This window comes from Pseudoalteromonas sp. SR41-7 (genome assembly GCF_014163935.1).
Lineage (GTDB): Bacteria > Pseudomonadota > Gammaproteobacteria > Enterobacterales > Alteromonadaceae > Pseudoalteromonas > Pseudoalteromonas distincta.
Genome location: NZ_JACJEF010000001.1, coordinates 24,053 through 43,784, shown reverse-complemented (window position 1 = coordinate 43,784; position 19,732 = coordinate 24,053). Strand labels below are relative to the sequence as shown.

The following is a 19,732-nucleotide window of genomic DNA, read 5'->3' as shown; positions in this document are numbered from 1 at the left end:
TTAAATAGGATTAATTAATTACGTGGTAAATGTATTTTTTTCTCAACACTTTGACGATAAAGCACAATAGTGTGACCTATCGTTTGTAGCTTAGTCGCACCAGTTTCACGTACGATTGCTTCAAAAATAAGTGCTTTTGTTTCACGATCATCAGTTGGAACTTTAACTTTGATTAATTCGTGAATTTCTAATGCACTTTGAATTTCGACTACTACGCCTTCGGTTAAACCGTTAGAACCTAGTAAAACTACAGGCTTGAGGCTATGTGCCTGACCTTTTAAAAACTGCTTTTGTTTGTTTGATAATGTCATGTTTATACAAATTTTGCTGAATATGGCTTGAATTAAGGGTATTCTAACGCCATCTAGAGAATATTACTAATTAGTTGCGTGTTAATTTATGACAAATAAAAAACAGTCAGCCAGTTCACAGCGATGGCTGAAAGAACATTTTGATGATAAATATGTTCAAGAAGCGCAAAAAAAAGGCTGGCGTTCACGAGCGGTTTTTAAATTAGATGAAGTACAAAATAGAGATAAGTTACTTCGCCCTGGTATGACCGTTGTTGATTTAGGAGCAGCTCCAGGAAGCTGGTCACAGTATTTGGCAGAAAAAGTAGGTGACAAAGGTCAAGTAATTGCCTGTGACATATTACCTATGGACTCACTTGCGGGTGTTGACTTTTTACAAGGTGACTTTCGTGAAGAAGCTGTGTTAAATGCGTTGCTAAAACGTATTGATGGTAAAAATGTTGATGTGGTACTCTCTGACATGGCACCAAATATGAGTGGTAATAACTCAGTAGATCAAGCGGGTAGTATGTATTTGGTAGAACTTGCGCTGGATATGTGTAGTCAAGTACTAAAGAAAAATGGCGCATTTATTGTTAAGGTTTTCCAAGGTGAAGGCTTTGATCAATACTTGCAAGATGTACGTAATAGTTTTAAAGCAGTGAAAATACGCAAACCTGATGCCTCACGTGCCCGTTCTCGGGAAGTATATATAGTAGCGACTGGATACAAACTGTAGTACAGTTGCTTGGCGTTTAGTTGAATTTAAATTAATTGGATACAAGAGGTTAACCCCTTGAGCGATATGGCGAAAAATTTAATACTATGGCTGGTGATTGCAGTTGTGCTGATGTCAGTCTTTCAGAGCTTTAATGGTGGCGAGCAAGTTGATCGTCAAACAAGTTACACTCAATTTGTTAAAGATGTCCGCAGTGGCTCTTTACAAGAAGTTATTATCGACCGCGGTACAGGAAATATTACTGGTACTAAGAGCAGTGGTGAACGTTTTCAAACAACGATGCCAATGTACGATGAAGACTTAATAAATGATTTACTTAAAAATGATGTAAATGTGAAGGGTGTACAACCTGAAGAGCAATCATTCTTAGCAAGTATATTTATTTCTTGGTTCCCGATGATACTGCTTATTGGTGTATGGATATTCTTCATGCGTCAAATGCAAGGCGGCGGCGGTAAAGGCGCTATGTCATTTGGTAAGAGTAAAGCTCGTTTAATGAGCGAAGATCAAATTAAAACAACGTTTGCAGATGTTGCTGGTTGTGATGAAGCGAAAGAAGATGTTACCGAATTGGTAGACTTTTTACGTGACCCTTCTAAGTTTCAAAAGCTTGGCGGTAGTATTCCTAAAGGCGTACTAATGGTTGGTCCTCCTGGTACTGGTAAAACGTTACTTGCAAAGGCTGTTGCGGGTGAAGCGAAAGTACCGTTTTTTACAATTTCTGGTTCAGATTTTGTTGAAATGTTTGTCGGTGTGGGTGCGTCACGTGTACGTGATATGTTTGAACAAGCTAAAAAAGCGGCACCTTGTATTATCTTTATAGATGAGATTGATGCGGTTGGTCGTAAACGTGGCGCAGGTATGGGCGGCGGTAACGATGAACGTGAGCAAACACTCAACCAAATGCTAGTAGAAATGGATGGTTTTGGTGGTAACGAAGGTATTATCGTTATCGCGGCAACTAACCGACCAGATGTTCTAGATCCTGCATTACTTCGTCCAGGTCGTTTTGACCGCCAAGTAGAAGTTGGTTTACCTGATATCCGTGGTCGTGAGCAAATACTTAAAGTACACATGCGTAAAGTGCCATTAGGCGATAACGTAGAGGCGGCTCTTATAGCGCGTGGAACACCAGGTTTTTCTGGCGCTGATTTAGCGAACTTAGTAAACGAAGCTGCACTTTATGCTGCACGTGGTAATAAACGTGTTGTAAGTATGGCTGAATTTGATGCTGCTAAAGATAAAATCATGATGGGCGCAGAGCGCAAAACCATGGTGATGAGCGAGCAAGAAAAAGAAATGACAGCATATCACGAAGCAGGCCACGCAATTGTGGGCCGTATGGTTCCTGAACATGATCCAGTTTACAAAGTATCTATTATTCCACGTGGCCGTGCGCTAGGTGTAACAATGTACTTGCCTGAACAAGACCGTGTTAGTCATTCAAAAGAGCTTTTAGAATCAATGATTTCAAGCCTTTATGGTGGCCGTATTGCTGAAGCGCTTATTTATGGTGCTGACAAAGTAACAACGGGTGCAAGTAACGATATTGAGCGCGCAACTGATATTGCACGTAAAATGGTTACACATTGGGGTTTAAGTGAAAAGCTAGGTCCATTGCTTTACGCTGAAGATCAAAACGAGATGTATATGGGTGGTGGCGGAAGCCGTGCATCTAGTATGTCGGATGATACTGCTAAAGTAATTGATGCTGAAGTACGCTTGTTTTCAGATCGTAACTACCAAAGAGCAGAAGAAATATTAAAAGAAAATATTGATATTCTTCACTCAATGAAAGACGCGTTAATGAAATACGAAACAATAGACGCTAAGCAAATTGATGATTTAATGGCGCGCCAACCAGTGCGTGAGCCGCGCGATGCTCATGACCGCCATGAAGCTAAGCCGGTAAAAGAGCAAGAGCCTCAAGAGCCAGTGCTTGATGAAAGTCAAAAAGCGGATGATTCATCGAAAAAAGATGAAACAAACCTTGATGACAAAGCTGAATAATCGTTAAAATAGTAATGAAAGCCCCGAATTTCGGGGCTTTTTTGTATCAGCTATTTAGAAAAAGAATAAAGGTTGGCAATGACTAACATATTAAAGCTTCCGAGAGGGCGTACGCTTAATCTTGAAAAGCCCGTTATTATGGGAATATTGAATGTAACGCCAGACTCATTTTCTGACGGCGGGCAGTTTTTAGACCCCAAAATAGCGCTAAAACGCGCAATGCAATTGTTAGAGGATGGTGCGCAAATAATTGATATTGGGGGGGAGTCTACCCGCCCAGGCGCACCAGATGTGAGTTTAAAAGATGAACTTGCCCGAGTAATCCCCGCTATTAAAGCGATACGTCAGCACAGTGATTGCGTTATTTCAATTGATACCAGTAAAGCACAAGTAATGGAGCAAGCAATACTTGCAGGGGCAGATATAGTCAATGATGTAAGAGCTCTACAAGAAATAAACGCCTTAGAAACGGTTGCGCAGTATGAAGATGTAGCAATTTGTTTAATGCATATGCAAGGGCAACCTCGCAGCATGCAGTGCGCACCTCATTACGACAATCTGTTTGCAGATATAAATATTTTTTTTAGTGAACGTATTAAAGCATGTGAAACAGCAGGGATTAAGTTTGAGCGACTTATTCTAGACCCTGGTTTTGGATTTGGAAAAACACTTAGCCATAACTATCAAATATTGGCTAAGTTTGATGATTTTAACAAGTTAGGTTTGCCATTATTGGCCGGATTATCTCGTAAGTCGATGATAGGTAATCTATTAAATAGAGAAACAAATGAGCGATTAGCGGGCAGCTTAGCGGGTGCGTTAATCGCGGCGCAAAATGGCGCAAAAATTATTCGTGTACATGACGTTAAAGAAACCGCAGACGTACTTGGTGTATATCAAGCCTGCGAGAAAGGAATTGCATAATGAAAGAAAGAAAATATTTTGGTACTGATGGCGTACGTGGTCTAGTAGGAACGCCACCTATTAACCCTGAGTTTGCAATGAAGTTGGGTTGGGCTGCAGGGCGCGTATTATCTCAAAGTGGTACTAAAAAAGTCATTATAGGTAAAGATACGCGTATTTCTGGCTACATGCTTGAAACTGCACTTGAGGCTGGTTTAATTGCCGCTGGTATTGATGTTGTATTACTGGGTCCAATGCCGACACCTGCAGTTGCGTATTTAGCGCAAACATTTCGTGCAGAGGCAGGTATAGTAATTAGTGCCTCACATAACCCTTATTACGATAACGGTATTAAGTTTTTCAATGGGCAGGGTCTAAAGCTTGACGATGAAGTAGAGCTTCAAATTGAAGCGATGCTTGATGAGCAAATGACATGTGTTGCTTCAGATAAACTAGGTAAAGCTTCGCGTTTAGTTAGTGCAGACGGCCGTTATATAGAGTTTTGTAAGAGCCAGTTCCCCCAAGGGTTATCTTTAGAAGGGCTTAAAATTGTTGTCGATTGCGCAAATGGCGCTACATACCATATAGCTCCTTCTGTCATGCGCGAACTTGGCGCTGAAGTTATAACACATGCATGCGAGCCTAATGGCGTTAATATAAATCATGAATGTGGCGCTACTCATGTAGATACCCTTAAACGCAAAGTGCTTGAATTTAAAGCTGACGTAGGTATTGCATACGATGGGGATGGCGATCGTGTAATGATGGTTGATCATAATGGTCGTGTATTTGATGGTGACGATTTAGTTTATATTATTGCTTGCCAAGCTGCCGAAGATGATATGTTGGGTGGAGGTGTAGTTGGCACTGTAATGTCTAACATGGGTCTTGAAAATGCTTTAAAAGCAAAAGGTATCGAGTTTGCTCGCAGTAAAGTGGGTGACCGCTATGTAATGGAATTACTACAGCAAAAAGGCTGGAAAATTGGCGGTGAAAGCTCAGGCCATGTATTAAATTTAGATTTAATTAGCACGGGTGATGGCATTATATCAAGTTTGCAAGTACTTGCAGCTATGGTTGCACAAAACCGTACACTACAAGATTTGGGTGCTGGTTTTACTAAATATCCAATGAAAATGATTAACGTGCGCTATACCGCTGGAACAGATCCGACAAAAGCGCCAGAGGTACTTTCAGCTGTAGCAGAAGTTGAGCTTGCTTTAGGGGACAAAGGCCGAGTTTTACTGCGCAAATCAGGCACAGAACCTGTTGTTCGTGTTATGGTTGAAGCCGAGCAAGAAAAAATTGTAATAGACAGCGCTCAAAAAATTGCAGCTGTTGTAGAATCTATGAGCAAACAGACTGATTAATAACAATAACCTCTTGTAACTTTGGGCGAGAAAAGTTAATATCTCGCCCGCTTTCTAATGTGGAGTGGAAAATGGCAATACGCAAGGCGATGGTCGCAGGCAACTGGAAAATGAATGGTTCGTTAGAGCTAGTTAAACAAATGTCTGATGCTATTAACGATGTAAAATCACAAGAGATGGACATTGTTTTATTTCCTCCATTCCCACTTGTACCTGCGATGATAGCTAGTGGTGTTTCTACAGGTGCTCAAACTGTTTCTGAAAATACACCTGGTGCGTTTACCGGTGAAGTAGACGGACAGCTTCTAAAAGACTTAGGTGCAACTTACGTACTCGTTGGTCACTCAGAACGCCGCAGTATTTATAACGAAAGTAATGAAACTGTCGCTGAAAAGTTTGCTAGAGCACAAGAAGTTGGGTTAACACCAATTTTATGTGTTGGCGAAAGTGAAAGTGAGCAAGAAAACGGTCAAACCGAACAAGTCGTTGCTGCACAAATTGATGCAGTAATTGAAAAATTAGGTGTAGCAGCACTGAAAGATTCTGTGATAGCATACGAGCCCGTTTGGGCCATAGGCACAGGTAAGACTGCATCGCCAGAGCAGGCACAAACTGTTCATAAATTTATCCGTGATAAAATTGCTGCACTTGATAGCACTTTAGCACAAGGGCTTTCCATCTTATATGGTGGTAGCGTTAATGAAAAAAATAGCGAATTATTATTTGCACAAACAGATATAGATGGCGGCTTAATTGGCGGCGCAAGTCTAAAAGCAGAATCTTTTTCTGCAATCTGTAACAGTGCAAAAGGGACTGTATAAGATGTACGAAATTTTATTAGTAGTTTATTTAGTTGTGGCTTTAGCTCTAGTTGGAATGGTTTTAATTCAACAAGGTAAAGGCGCAGATATGGGTTCTTCATTTGGTGCTGGTGCTTCAGGCACGGTTTTTGGTTCGTCTGGTGCTGGTAACTTTATGACAAAAACAACCACAAGCTTAGCAACAGTATTTTTTGTTTTAAGCATTGTGCTAGGTAACCTAACTGCAGGTCAAATTAAAAAGACTGACGAGTGGGAAAACCTAGAAGCAGCTCCTGCAGTAGAAACTGTAGTTCCTGTTGAAGAAGATGTTCCGGTAACATCTACGAAAGAGCAAAGCTCTGACGTACCGAACTAATTTAGCGTAATGCTATCGTTAAACGATTTATACTCCTCAAATAAATCATATGTTTAACAAATAAGCGAAAGCTTAAAAATGCGGATGTGGTGGAATTGGTAGACACGCCACCTTGAGGGGGTGGTGCTTTCGGGCGTGGGGGTTCAAGTCCCCCCATCCGCACCAAATTTAGAAGCCAGTAACAGAAATGTTACTGGTTTTTTTGTGCCTGCGATTTAAATTGAATGTTATTTGTACTTTCTTTTTTTAAAGGGCAATTAGTTATGTAGAATTTTGAATTGTTTGTAAAAAAAACTAGAAATTTTACAAATTTAGTTAACACTTATGAGTAATAAGCCGATAATAGATTTAGACAATAAAATAAGGTATTCACAATGGCTTCAGGCTTCACTTTTCAAAATCTCAGCATAAGTAAAAAAATACATGCGATTACGAGTATTGCTGTCGTTGCATTTTTAGTGATTGTTCTGATCAACTATTTTGCTATGAATGATAATAGAATTGCACTTGATGAAATGGAAAAATCATCCTACAAAGTTGTTAAGTTAACATCTGCTAATGTTGGCATTTTAGAGAAGCTGGACGAACTTTACACCCAAGCCGTAACATTTGGTGAGCAAGATTTAGTCGAGAAAGCATCTGACACATACAAGCAACTTGAGTTGAATATTATTGCGATAGAAAAAATAAATGCCTCTTACATTCACAGTGACACTAAAGAGCAGCTCGCAAATTACGAAAAAATATCAGCGACTATCGCAAATGGCATGGTAAATGGAACAGCAGATTTTAGTAAAATTCAACAACAAGCACAGAGGAAAACAGCGCTTTATAACGATGTCCTAGAAAAGTTTAAGGCAGCACAAGTCAAAGCTGACGATCGTTTTTTTGAACTTGTTGCAAGCACAAAGGACCGCTCTGATTACGCCCTTACGTTAATGTTAGTTGTTTCTATTGTATCGCTTATTTTATTGCTCTTTATGGCTATTTGGATAGCTAAGCGAATTGCTTCTTCGGCAAGTGATGCGGCAAATAATTTAAGCTTATTAGCAAGCGGTAAAGGCTCGCTAAGCACTAAATTGACAGTTAACTCTGAAGATGAAATAGGTCAAGTATCTATAAACTTCAACTCTTTTATTGGCATATTGAAAAAAACGGTGTTAGAAATTATCGCGGTTTGCGAACCGTTAATGGAAAACTCTACTCGCTTAGTGCAGGGGATGGAACAAGCGGAGCGTGCAACGACTAAACAAACCACTGATGCTGAGATTGTAAAGCAATCGATGGAAGAGATGAAACAGAGTGTAGGAGATATCTCTCAATCAGCTGCAAGTGCTTCTCATGCAGCGCAAACGGCTGAGAAAGAAGTTGAGCAAAGTCGAACTCAAGTACAAACATCAGTAACCGCTTCTCGTACGTTAAGTGATGAGATTAATCACGCTGCTACAACTATCAATAAATTAGCAGACGATACAAAAAATGTGTCGCAAATATTAAATGTTATTACATCAATAGCGGAGCAAACAAATTTACTTGCACTTAATGCTGCCATTGAGGCTGCCCGTGCTGGTGAGCATGGCCGAGGCTTTGCTGTTGTTGCTGATGAAGTTAGAGAGCTTGCATCGCGAACTGCTCACTCTACAAATGAGATTCGAGAGCTGTTGACTACTTTAACTGAAGCGGCTAACGAATCAGTTACTGCAATGACGACTGCAAGAGATATGGCTACAGATAATGCAACTGCAGCAGAAAAAACGGGTATTTCTATAGAGAAAATTGCAGAGCAAATGTTAGAAATAAATGGAATGAACTCACAAATTGCTGCTGCCACAGAAGAGCAAACATCAGTTGCTGCTATGGTTGTAGAAAACGTGACAAATATGCACGTATCATTTGAAGATACAATGGACTCGCTAACGGCTGTGAGGGATGTAGCTAAAAACCTTCATTACCTTTCAGATAACCTATTAGATGCCACGGCTAAATTTAAAATTGAGTAACGTAGCTAAATCAATTCGAAGTAATGCTTATTCAATTTGAGAGGGCAGATCAGACGCTAGCTGTGTTAAAATTTCTATTGAACAGTTTTTCTCCCTCAAAATATCTTACTTAATCGAGCGAATTGTTATTAAAGTTAAGTTATAAAAAAACCACCGATTTGGTGGTTTTTTTTATTTAATAATAGCAATTAAAAGGTAGCAATCACTTTAACTTTATCAGTTGCTTTATTGCTATCTATATAGCCGATTGAATCACCATTAGCGGCAACAAAGTCAATGACAGCTTGATCTGAATCAAACTTTTCAGGCGGTGTTCCTTTACCTGTAAAAACAAGTTTTGACCAATAGGCATTTAATTGGCTGCTCGATTTACCTACCACTTTAGAATTGAATTCATCAGCAATAGCGGTACCGTTTTGAGTTGCTGGGTTGACCTTATTGCCGTTATCAAACGACTTGGCCTTTCCTAAGTAAATTTTCTTAATAGTCTCTGCATCAAGTGCATTTGCATTACCAGGATTTACAATTACTGCAACTTCAGCCAAAGCACCGAAAGAACATAATGAAAGCGCACTAGCGAGGATTAATTTTTTCATATTCCGCTCCAATTAAAATACTAAATCAACACCAACGGCTACTACATCCGTTTCAGTGTCAGTGATGTCATCATCAAATCGACTGAAGTCAATTTTAAATGCAGCAGAAGGGTGGAAGTCATAACGTGCGCCAATTGTGTATACGTTACTCTCTGCACGCATGCTCTCTAGGGCAAAGTTCACTGTAGTATTTAATAAAGGAATTGATTCAAGAGTATTAAAACGTGATGAATCATGTTTATCATCATTTTTTTCATAGGTGAAGTGAACAATAACATCGTCTATACGATAACCGGCAGAGGCATAGTATTGTGATTGTTCAGCCAAAATACTTCCCTCTACTTCAAACTGTGTATATTCAGCATCAAATAAGAAGTTATCATAGTCAATAGAGAAGCCAATACCAACAAAAGTTGTTTCATCTTCGTCAGTAGTAAGATCATTTGCTGTGCTCGTTAAACCGTTAGTATTAAGTACTTCAACAAGTCCAATTAAACCGCTGTCATTAGATGAAATGCTTGTGTCGGCCACAATATATGCAGCTCGTGCACTGAACCAGTCGTATGATAGGCTCCAGTTTATACCGCCTAAATTATTTAACTCAGCAGGTAAGCTATCTCCAAATACATCTATATCGCCATCAAAAGCGCCATAAAACCCTTGCAAAGTAGAGTCCCAATCTCCTAATTGATTGTTGTAAACAACACTCAAGCCTTCATAAGTCGAAAATGGGATACCGTATACTGAGCGAGGTGGACGTACCCAGCGATAAGCATAGCCAACATCCAAGAAATCTGAGTATTTATAGAAAGGAACACGCATTTTACCAGCGCTAAATTGCAGTTCATCGCTGTATTCATAAGTAACATATGCCCATTCGAATGTGGCGTCAAAGTCGTCCTCTCCACGCGCAATAATTTGAGCCGTAGCCGTTAGCTTCTCTTGAAGATCAGCAGATAGTTGTAAAGCGAACTTACTCTCATTTTTAAATGAGATATCATCGTCATATCCGTATAAGGTTTGATCACTGTCTAGGCTTTTACCACCCACTATAGATGCAAAACCATTAATACGTACTTCAGCGCTTGCATAGCTAGATGCAAGTACAGCACATACAGCTACTGCTACAGATAGCTTTTTCATATGTATTTCCTATTTGTTATTTAGATGTTGATTTCAATAGGATTATAGAAGTGATAGTGTTTTTTATCTAATAAATTTAGGAAGTTAATAAAAATAAATTTAGTAACGGCTTTTTAATTTTGTAACATATATATTTTATGTATGTATTAAAAGCAGAATAGTATGATTTTATTAGAATAAACTTTAAATCTAGTTAATAAGGCTTTTTAAAATGGCGGGAATATTATAACTAAATTTTCTTTTTACGTTCTTTGGTTAAGGAGTTAGAACGAATGTTGCTGGTAATTACAATAGCTATTATCAAGTTTGCTTAATCGGTTTTAACTATTGATCTTATTTAAGTTTTTTTGACACCAAAGCAATGCTTGTTGCTTGTTTTTTACAGCGATTTTTTGATACACCTTGTGTAAATGTACACGAACTGTAGCTTCACTGATAAATAAAGTGTCTGCAATTGCGCTTGAATGTAAGCCAGAAAATAATAAGTTTAATACTTTCATTTCTTTGCAGGTTAAGTTATTTGATTGCAGCGTAGTTTGTTGTTCACTCGCTAGCATTTGTCTCATCCAACCATCAGTTACCGCACGTGGAAACCAAAGTTTTCCTTGTTCTATTGCTTGTAATCCTTGCTGCAGTAGTACTTCGTCAGTGCCTTCATAAAACAAACCTTTCAAATTAGGCCACTCTTTTAATGCCAAAACATCACCGTCTTTGGGCACGTCAAAAATAACGAGTCCTTGGTGACCGTTTTTTAGCATAAACTGATTTATAAGTTCATGGTTTGTAATAACATTTAAAGCTTGATAATTGACAAGTAGGACGTTGAAGTCAGCTGCGACACAAAAAAGTGATGTGTAATTTGGGCTGGTGAAGCATGTGGGGCTTTTATTGGCTGTATTTTCAATATTCATAATATTCTATCCATAGACTACATTTTAGCACTATATTCTTATTTTTAGTTAATTTCAATGATACCTGAATGTGTTTTAGCTCTTTTTTTATACACTAAAGTACATGTATGAGTATGTTTTATGCGCTCTTTAAAGTAGTATTTATGAGATTTTTTGTTTTAAAACAGTTCATTAGTGAGGTAAATATTAGAAGGGTTTATTTATGATAATTCATTTAAAGCTAACAATGCTTAAATTACTGTCATTTTCTATGAATTTATTTAAATAATCTTATACATTTATTCACAATAATGTCATATAATACCTGTCCAGAGGAAAGATGCTATTTAGCGTCTTTTTTTATGCCTAAAATTTATATTATTAATATAGAAGCATAACAAAAATCACACGGTATCCTTTGGAGAATATTTTGAAACTACGCACACTCTCACAGTTAAGCCTAGCAATTGTCGCTGCACTATCTACCTCAGTAAATGCTGAAGAAGCTAAAACAACCGCAAAACAAGACGCGTTTGAAAAAATCGAAGTCACAGCTCGTAAACGTACAGAGAGCTTATTTGAATCTCCAACCGCTATCACATCAATTGGGGCGAACCTAATTGATAAAGCCAATATGAGTAATCTTGAAGATATTGGTAAATATGTTCCAAACTTAAACATCACCCGTTACGGTGTTGGTAATGCAGCACATGCGTCTGTATTTATTCGTGGTATTGGTCTGCAAGATCACATAATAACTACTGATCCAGGTGTAGGCGTATACTTAGATGGCGTTTATTTAGGTCGTCAAATGGGTTCTAATTTATCATTACCTAATGTTGAGCGTGTTGAAGTGCTTCGTGGTCCACAAGGTACTTTATATGGTCGTAATACATTAGGTGGCGCTGTAAATGTAATTACAAAGCAACCTGGTGATGAAGGTATTGTAACTACTTCAGCTAAGCTGGGAAGTCGTGGACGTATTGCTGGTGATGTTTATTTTAATAACTCACTAAACGATGAACTAAGCATGTCTGCGAGTGCATCTTACAAAACACGTGATGGTGTTGGTGAAGCTGTTAATTTAGCAAATCCAGAGAAAGAAATTGGTGAGGAAGAGGAATTCAGTGGTCGTGTAGCCCTTAAATGGCAAGCGAACAGCGATTTAGCATTCACTTTTGCTTTAGATGGAGTTGATAACGAGTCAGGTCAATCGCCTTACACAATTGAATTAACTGACCCGCTAGATGCAAACGATGTGTTTAATGGCGACTTCCCATTATTGACTCAAGATTTAATTCCATCAGACCCTGATGATTTAGGTACAACCGTTGCAGGTATTGAATCAACTTCTTACTCAGGTTGGGGCACATCGTTCTCGGCTGATTGGGCAATTAACGATACTTATACTACTAAGTTTATCTCAAGCTACCGTACATCTGAGTATGAAGGTGGCCTAGATGACGATGCATCACCTTTAAACTTATCTGAGTTTCCAGAAGAGGGCGGAGCTGATCAGTACTCGTTTGAAATTCAACTAAATGCAACATTTGATAATATGGACTTTGTGTCAGGCCTTTACTTTTTTAATGAAGATGGCTTTACACGTTCAGGCCCATTTGTATTCAGCCCATTTAATACACCCAATGGCTTATTGAATGACGGAGTAACAGAATCATTTGGTGGTTACGGCGATTTTGAAATTAACCAAGAAACTAATTCTTACGCAGCCTACTTTAATGCAAGCTACGATTTAACTGACGATTTAACGGTAGGTGGTGGTCTTCGTTATTCAAAAGATGAAAAAGATGCAAATGCTATATTCCCATCATTTCCTACTCGTAAGTATGTAAGTGCAGATTTTGATGCAGTTACGTGGGATGTAAATGCATCTTATCAGCTTAGCAATAATATGAATGTGTATGGCCAGATTCAAAAAGGCTACCAAACAGGTGGTTTTCCACCGCGCCCATTTGGTGGACCAGACCAGTTTGTATCATTTGACGAAACGAAAGCGATTAACTACGAAATGGGTCTAAAAGGCCAAGTACACGAAAATGTATCTATGATGCTTGCGGTATTTGTGACTGATTACACTGATTTAGCATTACCGTTTTCAGACCCAACAGCTGGTGGCGGTTTCGTAACAATTGTAGAAAATGCGGGTCAGTCTAAAGCACAAGGTATTGAGCTTGAAACAACCGTCGCTATTACTGATGACTTTACTATTCGCAGTGCAGTTGGTTATTTAGATTCTGAAATAACAGAAGTGGCTGAGGGTGTACAAGGTATAGGTAAAGGCGATTCACCAGCACTAACACCACGCTGGACTGTCATGGTTGCACCTTCTTACTTTATGGATTTAGAGAGCGGCGCAACACTTGCATTTAATGCTAACTATTCGTACCGAAGCGAAATGCAAGGGCAATCAGTTTATAACCAAAGTGAGACAATTGACTCTCGTGAACTAGTTGGTTTTAATATTTCCTACACTAATCCATATGGCGATATGGAAGTTACACTGTATGGTGAAAACGTTCTAAACGAAGTTTACGACGTTGGTCGTCTTCAACAATCAGGTTTTGTTGGCGTAATGCGCAGTAATGATCGAAGTGAATTTGGTTTGAAATTCAAAAAAGATTTTGAGCTATAAACTAAAATCAAGTAAATAAAATATAATGTAATTGAAGTTTATTTTGCATAATAAAGGCCGAATCATGCTGTGATTCGGCCTTTGTGTATTCAATAGTAAAGTTATTATTCGCATCGTTTAAATTCCTAATTTAAATTGCTGATTTAAAACAATCCACATCCCCATTTTTGAGTGTTTGTATTAACTAAAATGCGCCTTTTTAGTTTGTGTAAAGGCTAGGTTGTTCGCTACAATGGCGCCTCTTAATTGCCAAACGGACTCTGTAATGAAAATTCTTGCCGATCAAAATATGCCTTTAGTTGAGCAGTACTTTGCAGACTTTGGTGAGGTTGAGCGTTTTGATGGTCGTAAATTAACGCCTGAACAATTAATAGATGTAGATGTTCTTCTTACTCGTTCGGTGACAAATGTTAATCATGAACTTTTGGTACAAGCTAACAAGTTGAGCTTTGTAGGTACTGCCACAATCGGCATTGACCATATTGATACGCAATTACTGCATGATAGAAATATTGCTTTTACAAGTGCACCTGGTTGTAATGCTGTTGCTGTAGCTGAATATGTAATTAGTAGCTTATTTGCATTAAGCCAAGAAAATGCGCGTCCATTGTGTGGTCAAACAATTGGTATTGTAGGGATGGGCAACATTGGTACATGTTTGGCGCAAAAATTAAAAGCATTAAACGTAGTTGTACTGCTGTGCGATCCGATTAAGCACGAACAAGGCTTATTACAAGAGCATGTAGCGCTTGATGAGTTATTAGCGCAGTCAGATGTTGTTACTTTTCACGTTCCCCTTGTTAAAAGTGGCGAGCATAAAACACTGCACATGATGGGTAAAGAGCGTTTAAAGGCACTTAAGCCAGGAACCACGCTAATTAATGCAAGCCGTGGCGATGTAATTGATAACCAAGCATTACTTGAGGTAATGGAAGCTGGGGCTGATTTAGATTTAGTACTTGATGTATGGGAGAAAGAACCCAATATTTTAACTGAATTACTAGAGCATGTTCGTTACGCTAGTGTGCACATTGCAGGGCATACACTTGAGGGGAAAGCTCGTGGTACACAAATGTTGTATCAAAAACTGTGTCAGCTCAAAGGTGTTGAGGCGATTAAATCGTTGGATGATTTTTTACCAACACCAGCCGTTACAAATGCAACTGTTACGCAAAGCCTTAATGAGCAAGATATTGCCCGTTTAGTGCATTTAATTTATGACGTTCGCCGCGATGACGGAATATTACTTCGTCGTCTAGAGAGCGACGGCTTTGATAGTTTACGTAAAAACTATCCTATAAGGCGAGAATTTAGCACTTTATTTCTACAAGGTGATAGCTCACAACTAGCAGCACTTAGCCAGCTTGGCTTTAGCATAGCTGAATAATTATTTAACTAACGATGTTGTTTTAATGTCGTTTATAGAGGAAGAAATATGTCGCAAAAATATAACGTTGCCGTACTTGGCGCTACTGGTTTAGTAGGCCGTCAAATCATTGAAACGCTAGCAGATCGTAAGTTTCCTGTTGATCAGCTTTTTTTACTTGCTAGCAGCCGCAGCGCAGGTGAAGATATAAAGTTTCGTGGTGAGACCATTGAAGTACTTGACGTTGAAGGCTTTGACTTTAGCCAAGCGCATATAGGTTTGTTTTCTGCTGGTGGCAGTGTATCTGAAAAATATGCTCCTATTGCTGCTGAAGCCGGCTGTATTGTAATCGATAATACATCGCACTTTAGAAATGATTTTGAAATACCACTCGTGGTGCCAGAAGTTAATGCTTCAAGCCTAGCTGATTTTAGAAATCGTAATATTATTGCTAACCCTAACTGTTCAACTATTCAGATGATGTTAGCACTTAAACCAATTTATGATGCTTACGGAATAGACCGTATTAATGTATCTACTTACCAAGCTGTATCGGGTGCAGGTAAAGACGCGGTTGATGAACTTGCAAAGCAAACAGCTAATTTGATGAATGCACGCCCTATGGATAATAAAGTATTTCCAAAGCAAATTGCATTTAACGTTATTCCTCAAATTGATAGCTTTGAAGATAATGGCTATACGCGCGAAGAAATGAAAATGGTAAACGAAACTCATAAAATTTTGGGTGATACCACTATTGCAGTGAACCCAACGTGTGTACGTGTTCCCGTATTTTTTGGGCACTCAGAATCAATTAATATTGAAACGCGCATGCCTTATGACTTTGAACACGTTAAACAACTTTTAAAAGACGCGCCTGGTGTCGAGCTAATTGATGATGAAGGTGACTACCCAACAGCAGTGTCTGACGCTAGTGGTAACGATACTGTGTATATAGGTCGATTACGTGCTGATATTTCTCATCCTCATGGATTAAACATGTGGGTTGTAAGTGACAACACTCGTAAAGGTGCTGCAACTAATAGCATTCAAATTGCAGAAGAGCTTATTGCCAATTACATGTAATAGTTAATTGCGCTAAACATGCTTTTGAAGCGGTAAACAGTAGTTGTTTGCCGCTTTTTGTTTATATGGCTTGTCAAATTTTTGCCGTTTAATTTTAAAAATACAAAAACTGATTGATAACACTCAATAAATTAATATTTATAAAGATGTTTTAAGGCATTTATTTTCAAGGTGTTGCGATGGATATTACGCTCTAACTGGTTTATAGTTTGTAATTGGAATAGAGCTTGCAATAAAAATAGATTGTAATAATAAATGCGAGTCAGTCATTTGGCTGATAATAGCAATAATAAACAATATTTATGCACTTAAGTTTTAGGTGTTTTATTAATATTTAAATATTAAAGGATCAGCATGCGCGGTTTAGCTACACTTATTATATTAGCGTCTGCATTGATAGTAACGCCAGTTTACTCTCAGGACAGTACCCAATTAAAGGGGCCTAAAGGCGTTGACTATGGTGCGCAAGGGCGATCAATTGGGCCAATTAAACCAACTGATACGCTTTGGCGTATAGCAGCTAAAGTGCGCCCAGACAATTCTGTCAGTATTTATCAAGTTATGCAGGCTTTGTATAACAAAAATCCCGATTCATTTTTAGAACAAAATCTTAACCACATTCAAAATGGTGCCTATTTAAAAATCCCTACCTTAGCCGAAATAAAAGCTGTAAATACGCAGCTCGCAAAGCAACGCTCTGAGCAAGATGATGCATTATGGGAAAAGAAAAAAAATGGCACGCTTACACAAAGCGAAATTAACTCAGCGCAAACAAAAGTAACTCAAGCGCGTAAAATTGATGTAGACGATGCTAAAAAAGAGATACAGAAAGAATTAAATGAAATAAAAACAGAGCAAGGTACTAAGCTTGTTGAGTTACAACAACAGTTTAAAAGCTCAGTTAGTAATGTAGAAGAGATTTTAGTTGAAAATAATAATCTTAAAAAACAGTTATCAGGAATATCTAAAGAGCTCGAAAACTTACGTTTGCAATTAGGACAAGACAGCGAAATTCAAAATCAGTTAAAAGAACTCATCGTTAAACAAAACGAGATTATTGCCCAACAAAAAAAACAAGAAGTAATACCAAAAGAGTCATTTGATTTTGGCTCATTATTTTCAAACCCCATAGTACTGGGCTTGTTAATGTTTATTCCTGGGTTACTGATTATTTTTGCAATCGTTATGTTTTTACGCAAACGAGCAAGTAATCAAGAAGAGCCGCAAAACGATGATGACTTTTTACCACAAACCCCAACTTATACTGGCGATGATGATTTAGGCCCAAGCTTAAATGACGATCCAATTGTACCTGACCCTTTAGATGACTTGAGTGTTCAATTAGATGATAGTCTCGAAAGTGATATGTTGCCTAATGATGATTTAGACGACGGCTTAGATGATTTTTCTGGCGACGAAAATTTACTTGATCAGGATGAGCTCGAAAGCTTGCTAAGCGATGACATTGTTTTTGATGATGAAAATACCGATGACGATGATGAGCTCGATATTTTTATGCAGCAAGGGTTTGATCAACCTTCAGATGAAAACGCTGAAGATATAGATTTAGACTTATCTGATGACTCAATTAACAATGATGAAATCCTAACTAATGACGATTTAGATAGCTTGTTTGATGAAGACGATAGTCTACCTGAGTTTGATGCACCGCAAACAAGCGAAGCTTTAGAGGATGACAGCTTAGAATCTCATGATGAAATGGCGGCTTTAAGTGAACAGCTTGCAGATGAAGATAATTTTGATATAGATGAATTATTAGATCAAACATCAACAGAATTAGATACCTCAAATAACACTTCAGCTGAACTTGATACAAGCGACGACTTTGATTTAGACGATATAGATAGCTTAATTGATGAGGCGAATGACCCAAAAAGTGATGTGGTAGATGACTCACTTGATGCAGAGTTACTCGACGAAGATGAACTTCTAGAAGAAAGCGACGACTTTGATTTAGACGACATAGATAGCTTAATTGATGAAGCAGCAGTTGATACTGCAGATGACTCATTAGTTGAGGAAAGTGACGACTTTGATTTAGACGATATAGATAGCTTAATTGATGAAGCCGCAGTTGATACTGCAAATGATTCATTAGTTGAGGAAAGTGACGACTTTGATTTAGACGACATAGATAGCTTAATTGATGAGACTGCGGTTGATACTGAGAATGACTCTTTAGTTGAGGAAAGTGACGACTTTGATTTAGACGACATAGATAGCTTAATTGATGAGGCAGCAGTTGATACTGCAAATGATTCATTAGTTGAGGAAAGTGACGACTTTGATTTAGACGACATAGATAGCTTAATTGATGAGACTGCGGTTGATGCTGCAAATGATTCATTAGTTGAACAAAGTGATGGCTTTGATTTAGACGATATAGATAACCTAATTGATGATGAAGTAAAAAATTCAGATGTAAGAGATTCAGAAATTGATAATGCATTGGCAGACTCAGTTGAGGATTTAGCAGATGCTCAAGAAGAATTAAATGTTGATGATATTGAGTCGCTTGCTTCATCATTAAATAAAGAGCCCGAGCTTGACGATGAGCCTGAACTTGCAGAAGAACCTGAGCTTAAAGAAGAACCTGAACTTATAGATGTAACGGTTGATGATTTTTCAGATACATCAGAGTCGCTTCTTGATCCTGAAGATGCGCTTGAAGAATATACAGATGATACTTTAAAGAGCGTTGATGAGCTTTTAAATGAGCTACAACAAGCGACGGATGATGACTATATAGAAACACCAGATTGGTCTTTAGATGAGCTTGAAGACGATCTTGAAGAGATAGAAGTAGATCTTGGTGACGATCCGTTAGCGGGCGACGATGACTCAGATCTTACAAAAATTGAAGAGCAGCTTGATAGCGATCTTATAACGCCAAGTGAAGAGTTAGATGAATATCCTGAACTTGAATTAGACGATGATCATTCATTATTGGAGAATGAATCTTCGTTTGAGCCGCAAGAACCTAAAGAAAATGCACCGAGTGAAGAAAATGCAGTAGCACTTAGTCAAACAGAGAAAGATCTCGCAAATGCGCTTTCTGAAAATGCTAACTTAGATAGCTTAGAAGATGATTTTGATGATGAACTATTAATTGATAATGACTTCTCTGAATCAGAAGCTAAGGTTGAAGACGAGTCGTTTGATGATGATTTACTGCAAGAAATTAATGACGGAATTGATTCTGTTGAACCAGTTAGTATAGAAGAGGATACCAAACCTCTTAACCTTGATGAAGTTCAAGAAACACTAGAAAGTGAGTTGCCATTTACCCCCGAAGAATTACAAGGTGATGATTTAGACGGTGAGGCGCAGGGAGTCGCTTCCAGCCAAGCTGAGCAGGACTTATCAAATGCGCTTTCTGAAAATGCTAACTTAGATAGCTTAGAAGATGATTTTGATGATGAACTATTAATTGATAATGACTTCTCTGAATCAGAAGCTAAGGTTGAAGACGAGTCGTTTGATGATGAT

General features: G+C 38.4%; 15 protein-coding genes and 1 tRNA gene. 12 read left to right on the top strand and 4 right to left on the bottom strand.

Annotation, left to right across the window (positions count from 1 at the left end):
• Nucleotides 1-14 precede the first annotated feature (14 nt).
• Complete coding sequence (yhbY, locus tag H5092_RS00205) at nt 15-311, bottom strand: ribosome assembly RNA-binding protein YhbY (protein WP_002963153.1); 297 nt, start codon at nt 309-311, stop codon at nt 15-17.
• Nucleotides 312-399: 88 nt separating this feature from the next.
• Here yhbY and rlmE point away from each other — a divergent pair, with 88 nt between their 5' ends.
• The 8 genes from rlmE to H5092_RS00165 all read left to right on the top strand — a co-directional run bounded on the left by rlmE (nt 400) and on the right by H5092_RS00165 (nt 8,488).
• Nucleotides 400-1,029, top strand: a complete 630-nt coding sequence (rlmE, locus tag H5092_RS00200) for a 23S rRNA (uridine(2552)-2'-O)-methyltransferase RlmE (protein WP_002963155.1) — start codon at nt 400-402, stop codon at nt 1,027-1,029.
• A gap of 66 nt (nt 1,030-1,095) precedes the next feature.
• Nucleotides 1,096-3,039 (top strand): ATP-dependent zinc metalloprotease FtsH, encoded by a 1,944-nt coding sequence (gene ftsH, locus H5092_RS00195; RefSeq protein WP_039485975.1) that lies wholly within the window; start codon nt 1,096-1,098, stop codon nt 3,037-3,039.
• A 78-nt stretch (nt 3,040-3,117) separates the two neighbouring features.
• Entirely contained in the window at nt 3,118-3,963 is an 846-nt protein-coding gene (folP, locus tag H5092_RS00190; RefSeq protein ID WP_182720960.1) for a dihydropteroate synthase, read from the top strand.
• Nucleotides 3,963-5,312 (top strand): phosphoglucosamine mutase, encoded by a 1,350-nt coding sequence (gene glmM, locus H5092_RS00185; protein ID WP_002962765.1) that lies wholly within the window; start codon nt 3,963-3,965, stop codon nt 5,310-5,312. Before folP ends, glmM begins: the two co-directional genes overlap by 1 nt.
• Nucleotides 5,313-5,383: 71 nt before the next feature.
• Nucleotides 5,384-6,133: a triose-phosphate isomerase gene (gene tpiA, locus H5092_RS00180; protein ID WP_002962767.1), complete on the top strand. Its 750-nt coding sequence runs from the start codon at nt 5,384-5,386 to the stop codon at nt 6,131-6,133.
• 1 nt (nt 6,134) lies between these two features.
• Nucleotides 6,135-6,488: a preprotein translocase subunit SecG gene (gene secG / locus H5092_RS00175; RefSeq protein ID WP_002962769.1), complete on the top strand. Its 354-nt coding sequence runs from the start codon at nt 6,135-6,137 to the stop codon at nt 6,486-6,488.
• An 80-nt stretch (nt 6,489-6,568) separates the two neighbouring features.
• Nucleotides 6,569-6,653, top strand: a tRNA-Leu gene (locus H5092_RS00170).
• 209 nt (nt 6,654-6,862) lie between these two features.
• Nucleotides 6,863-8,488 carry a methyl-accepting chemotaxis protein gene (locus H5092_RS00165; protein WP_024594860.1) on the top strand — a complete coding sequence of 542 codons (1,626 nt, stop codon included), beginning with the start codon at nt 6,863-6,865 and terminating at the stop codon, nt 8,486-8,488.
• A 188-nt stretch (nt 8,489-8,676) separates the two neighbouring features.
• Here H5092_RS00165 and H5092_RS00160 read toward each other — a convergent pair whose 3' ends face one another.
• The 3 genes from H5092_RS00160 to H5092_RS00150 form a co-directional block, all read right to left on the bottom strand.
• Nucleotides 8,677-9,084, bottom strand: coding sequence for a phosphate ABC transporter substrate-binding protein (locus tag H5092_RS00160; RefSeq protein WP_182732702.1), 408 nt, complete (start codon nt 9,082-9,084; stop codon nt 8,677-8,679).
• A 12-nt stretch (nt 9,085-9,096) separates the two neighbouring features.
• On the bottom strand, nt 9,097-10,227 hold the full coding sequence (locus H5092_RS00155; RefSeq protein WP_024594859.1) for a porin: 1,131 nt from the start codon (nt 10,225-10,227) through the stop codon (nt 9,097-9,099).
• 320 nt (nt 10,228-10,547) lie between these two features.
• Nucleotides 10,548-11,138: a LuxR C-terminal-related transcriptional regulator gene (locus tag H5092_RS00150; RefSeq protein WP_182695491.1), complete on the bottom strand. Its 591-nt coding sequence runs from the start codon at nt 11,136-11,138 to the stop codon at nt 10,548-10,550.
• Between the two features lie 409 nt (nt 11,139-11,547).
• On the opposite strand from H5092_RS00150, the gene H5092_RS00145 reads away from it, so the two are divergent.
• The 4 genes from H5092_RS00145 to H5092_RS00130 all read left to right on the top strand — a co-directional run.
• Nucleotides 11,548-13,770 (top strand): TonB-dependent receptor, encoded by a 2,223-nt coding sequence (locus H5092_RS00145; RefSeq protein WP_149602317.1) that lies wholly within the window; start codon nt 11,548-11,550, stop codon nt 13,768-13,770.
• A gap of 265 nt (nt 13,771-14,035) precedes the next feature.
• Entirely contained in the window at nt 14,036-15,157 is a 1,122-nt protein-coding gene (locus H5092_RS00140) for a 4-phosphoerythronate dehydrogenase (protein WP_024594856.1), read from the top strand.
• A 48-nt stretch (nt 15,158-15,205) separates the two neighbouring features.
• Complete coding sequence (locus H5092_RS00135; RefSeq protein ID WP_024594855.1) at nt 15,206-16,222, top strand: aspartate-semialdehyde dehydrogenase; 1,017 nt, start codon at nt 15,206-15,208, stop codon at nt 16,220-16,222.
• A gap of 354 nt (nt 16,223-16,576) precedes the next feature.
• Nucleotides 16,577-19,732 (top strand): FimV/HubP family polar landmark protein (locus H5092_RS00130; RefSeq protein ID WP_310735999.1); only part of this gene is annotated, 3,156 nt, incomplete at its 3' end.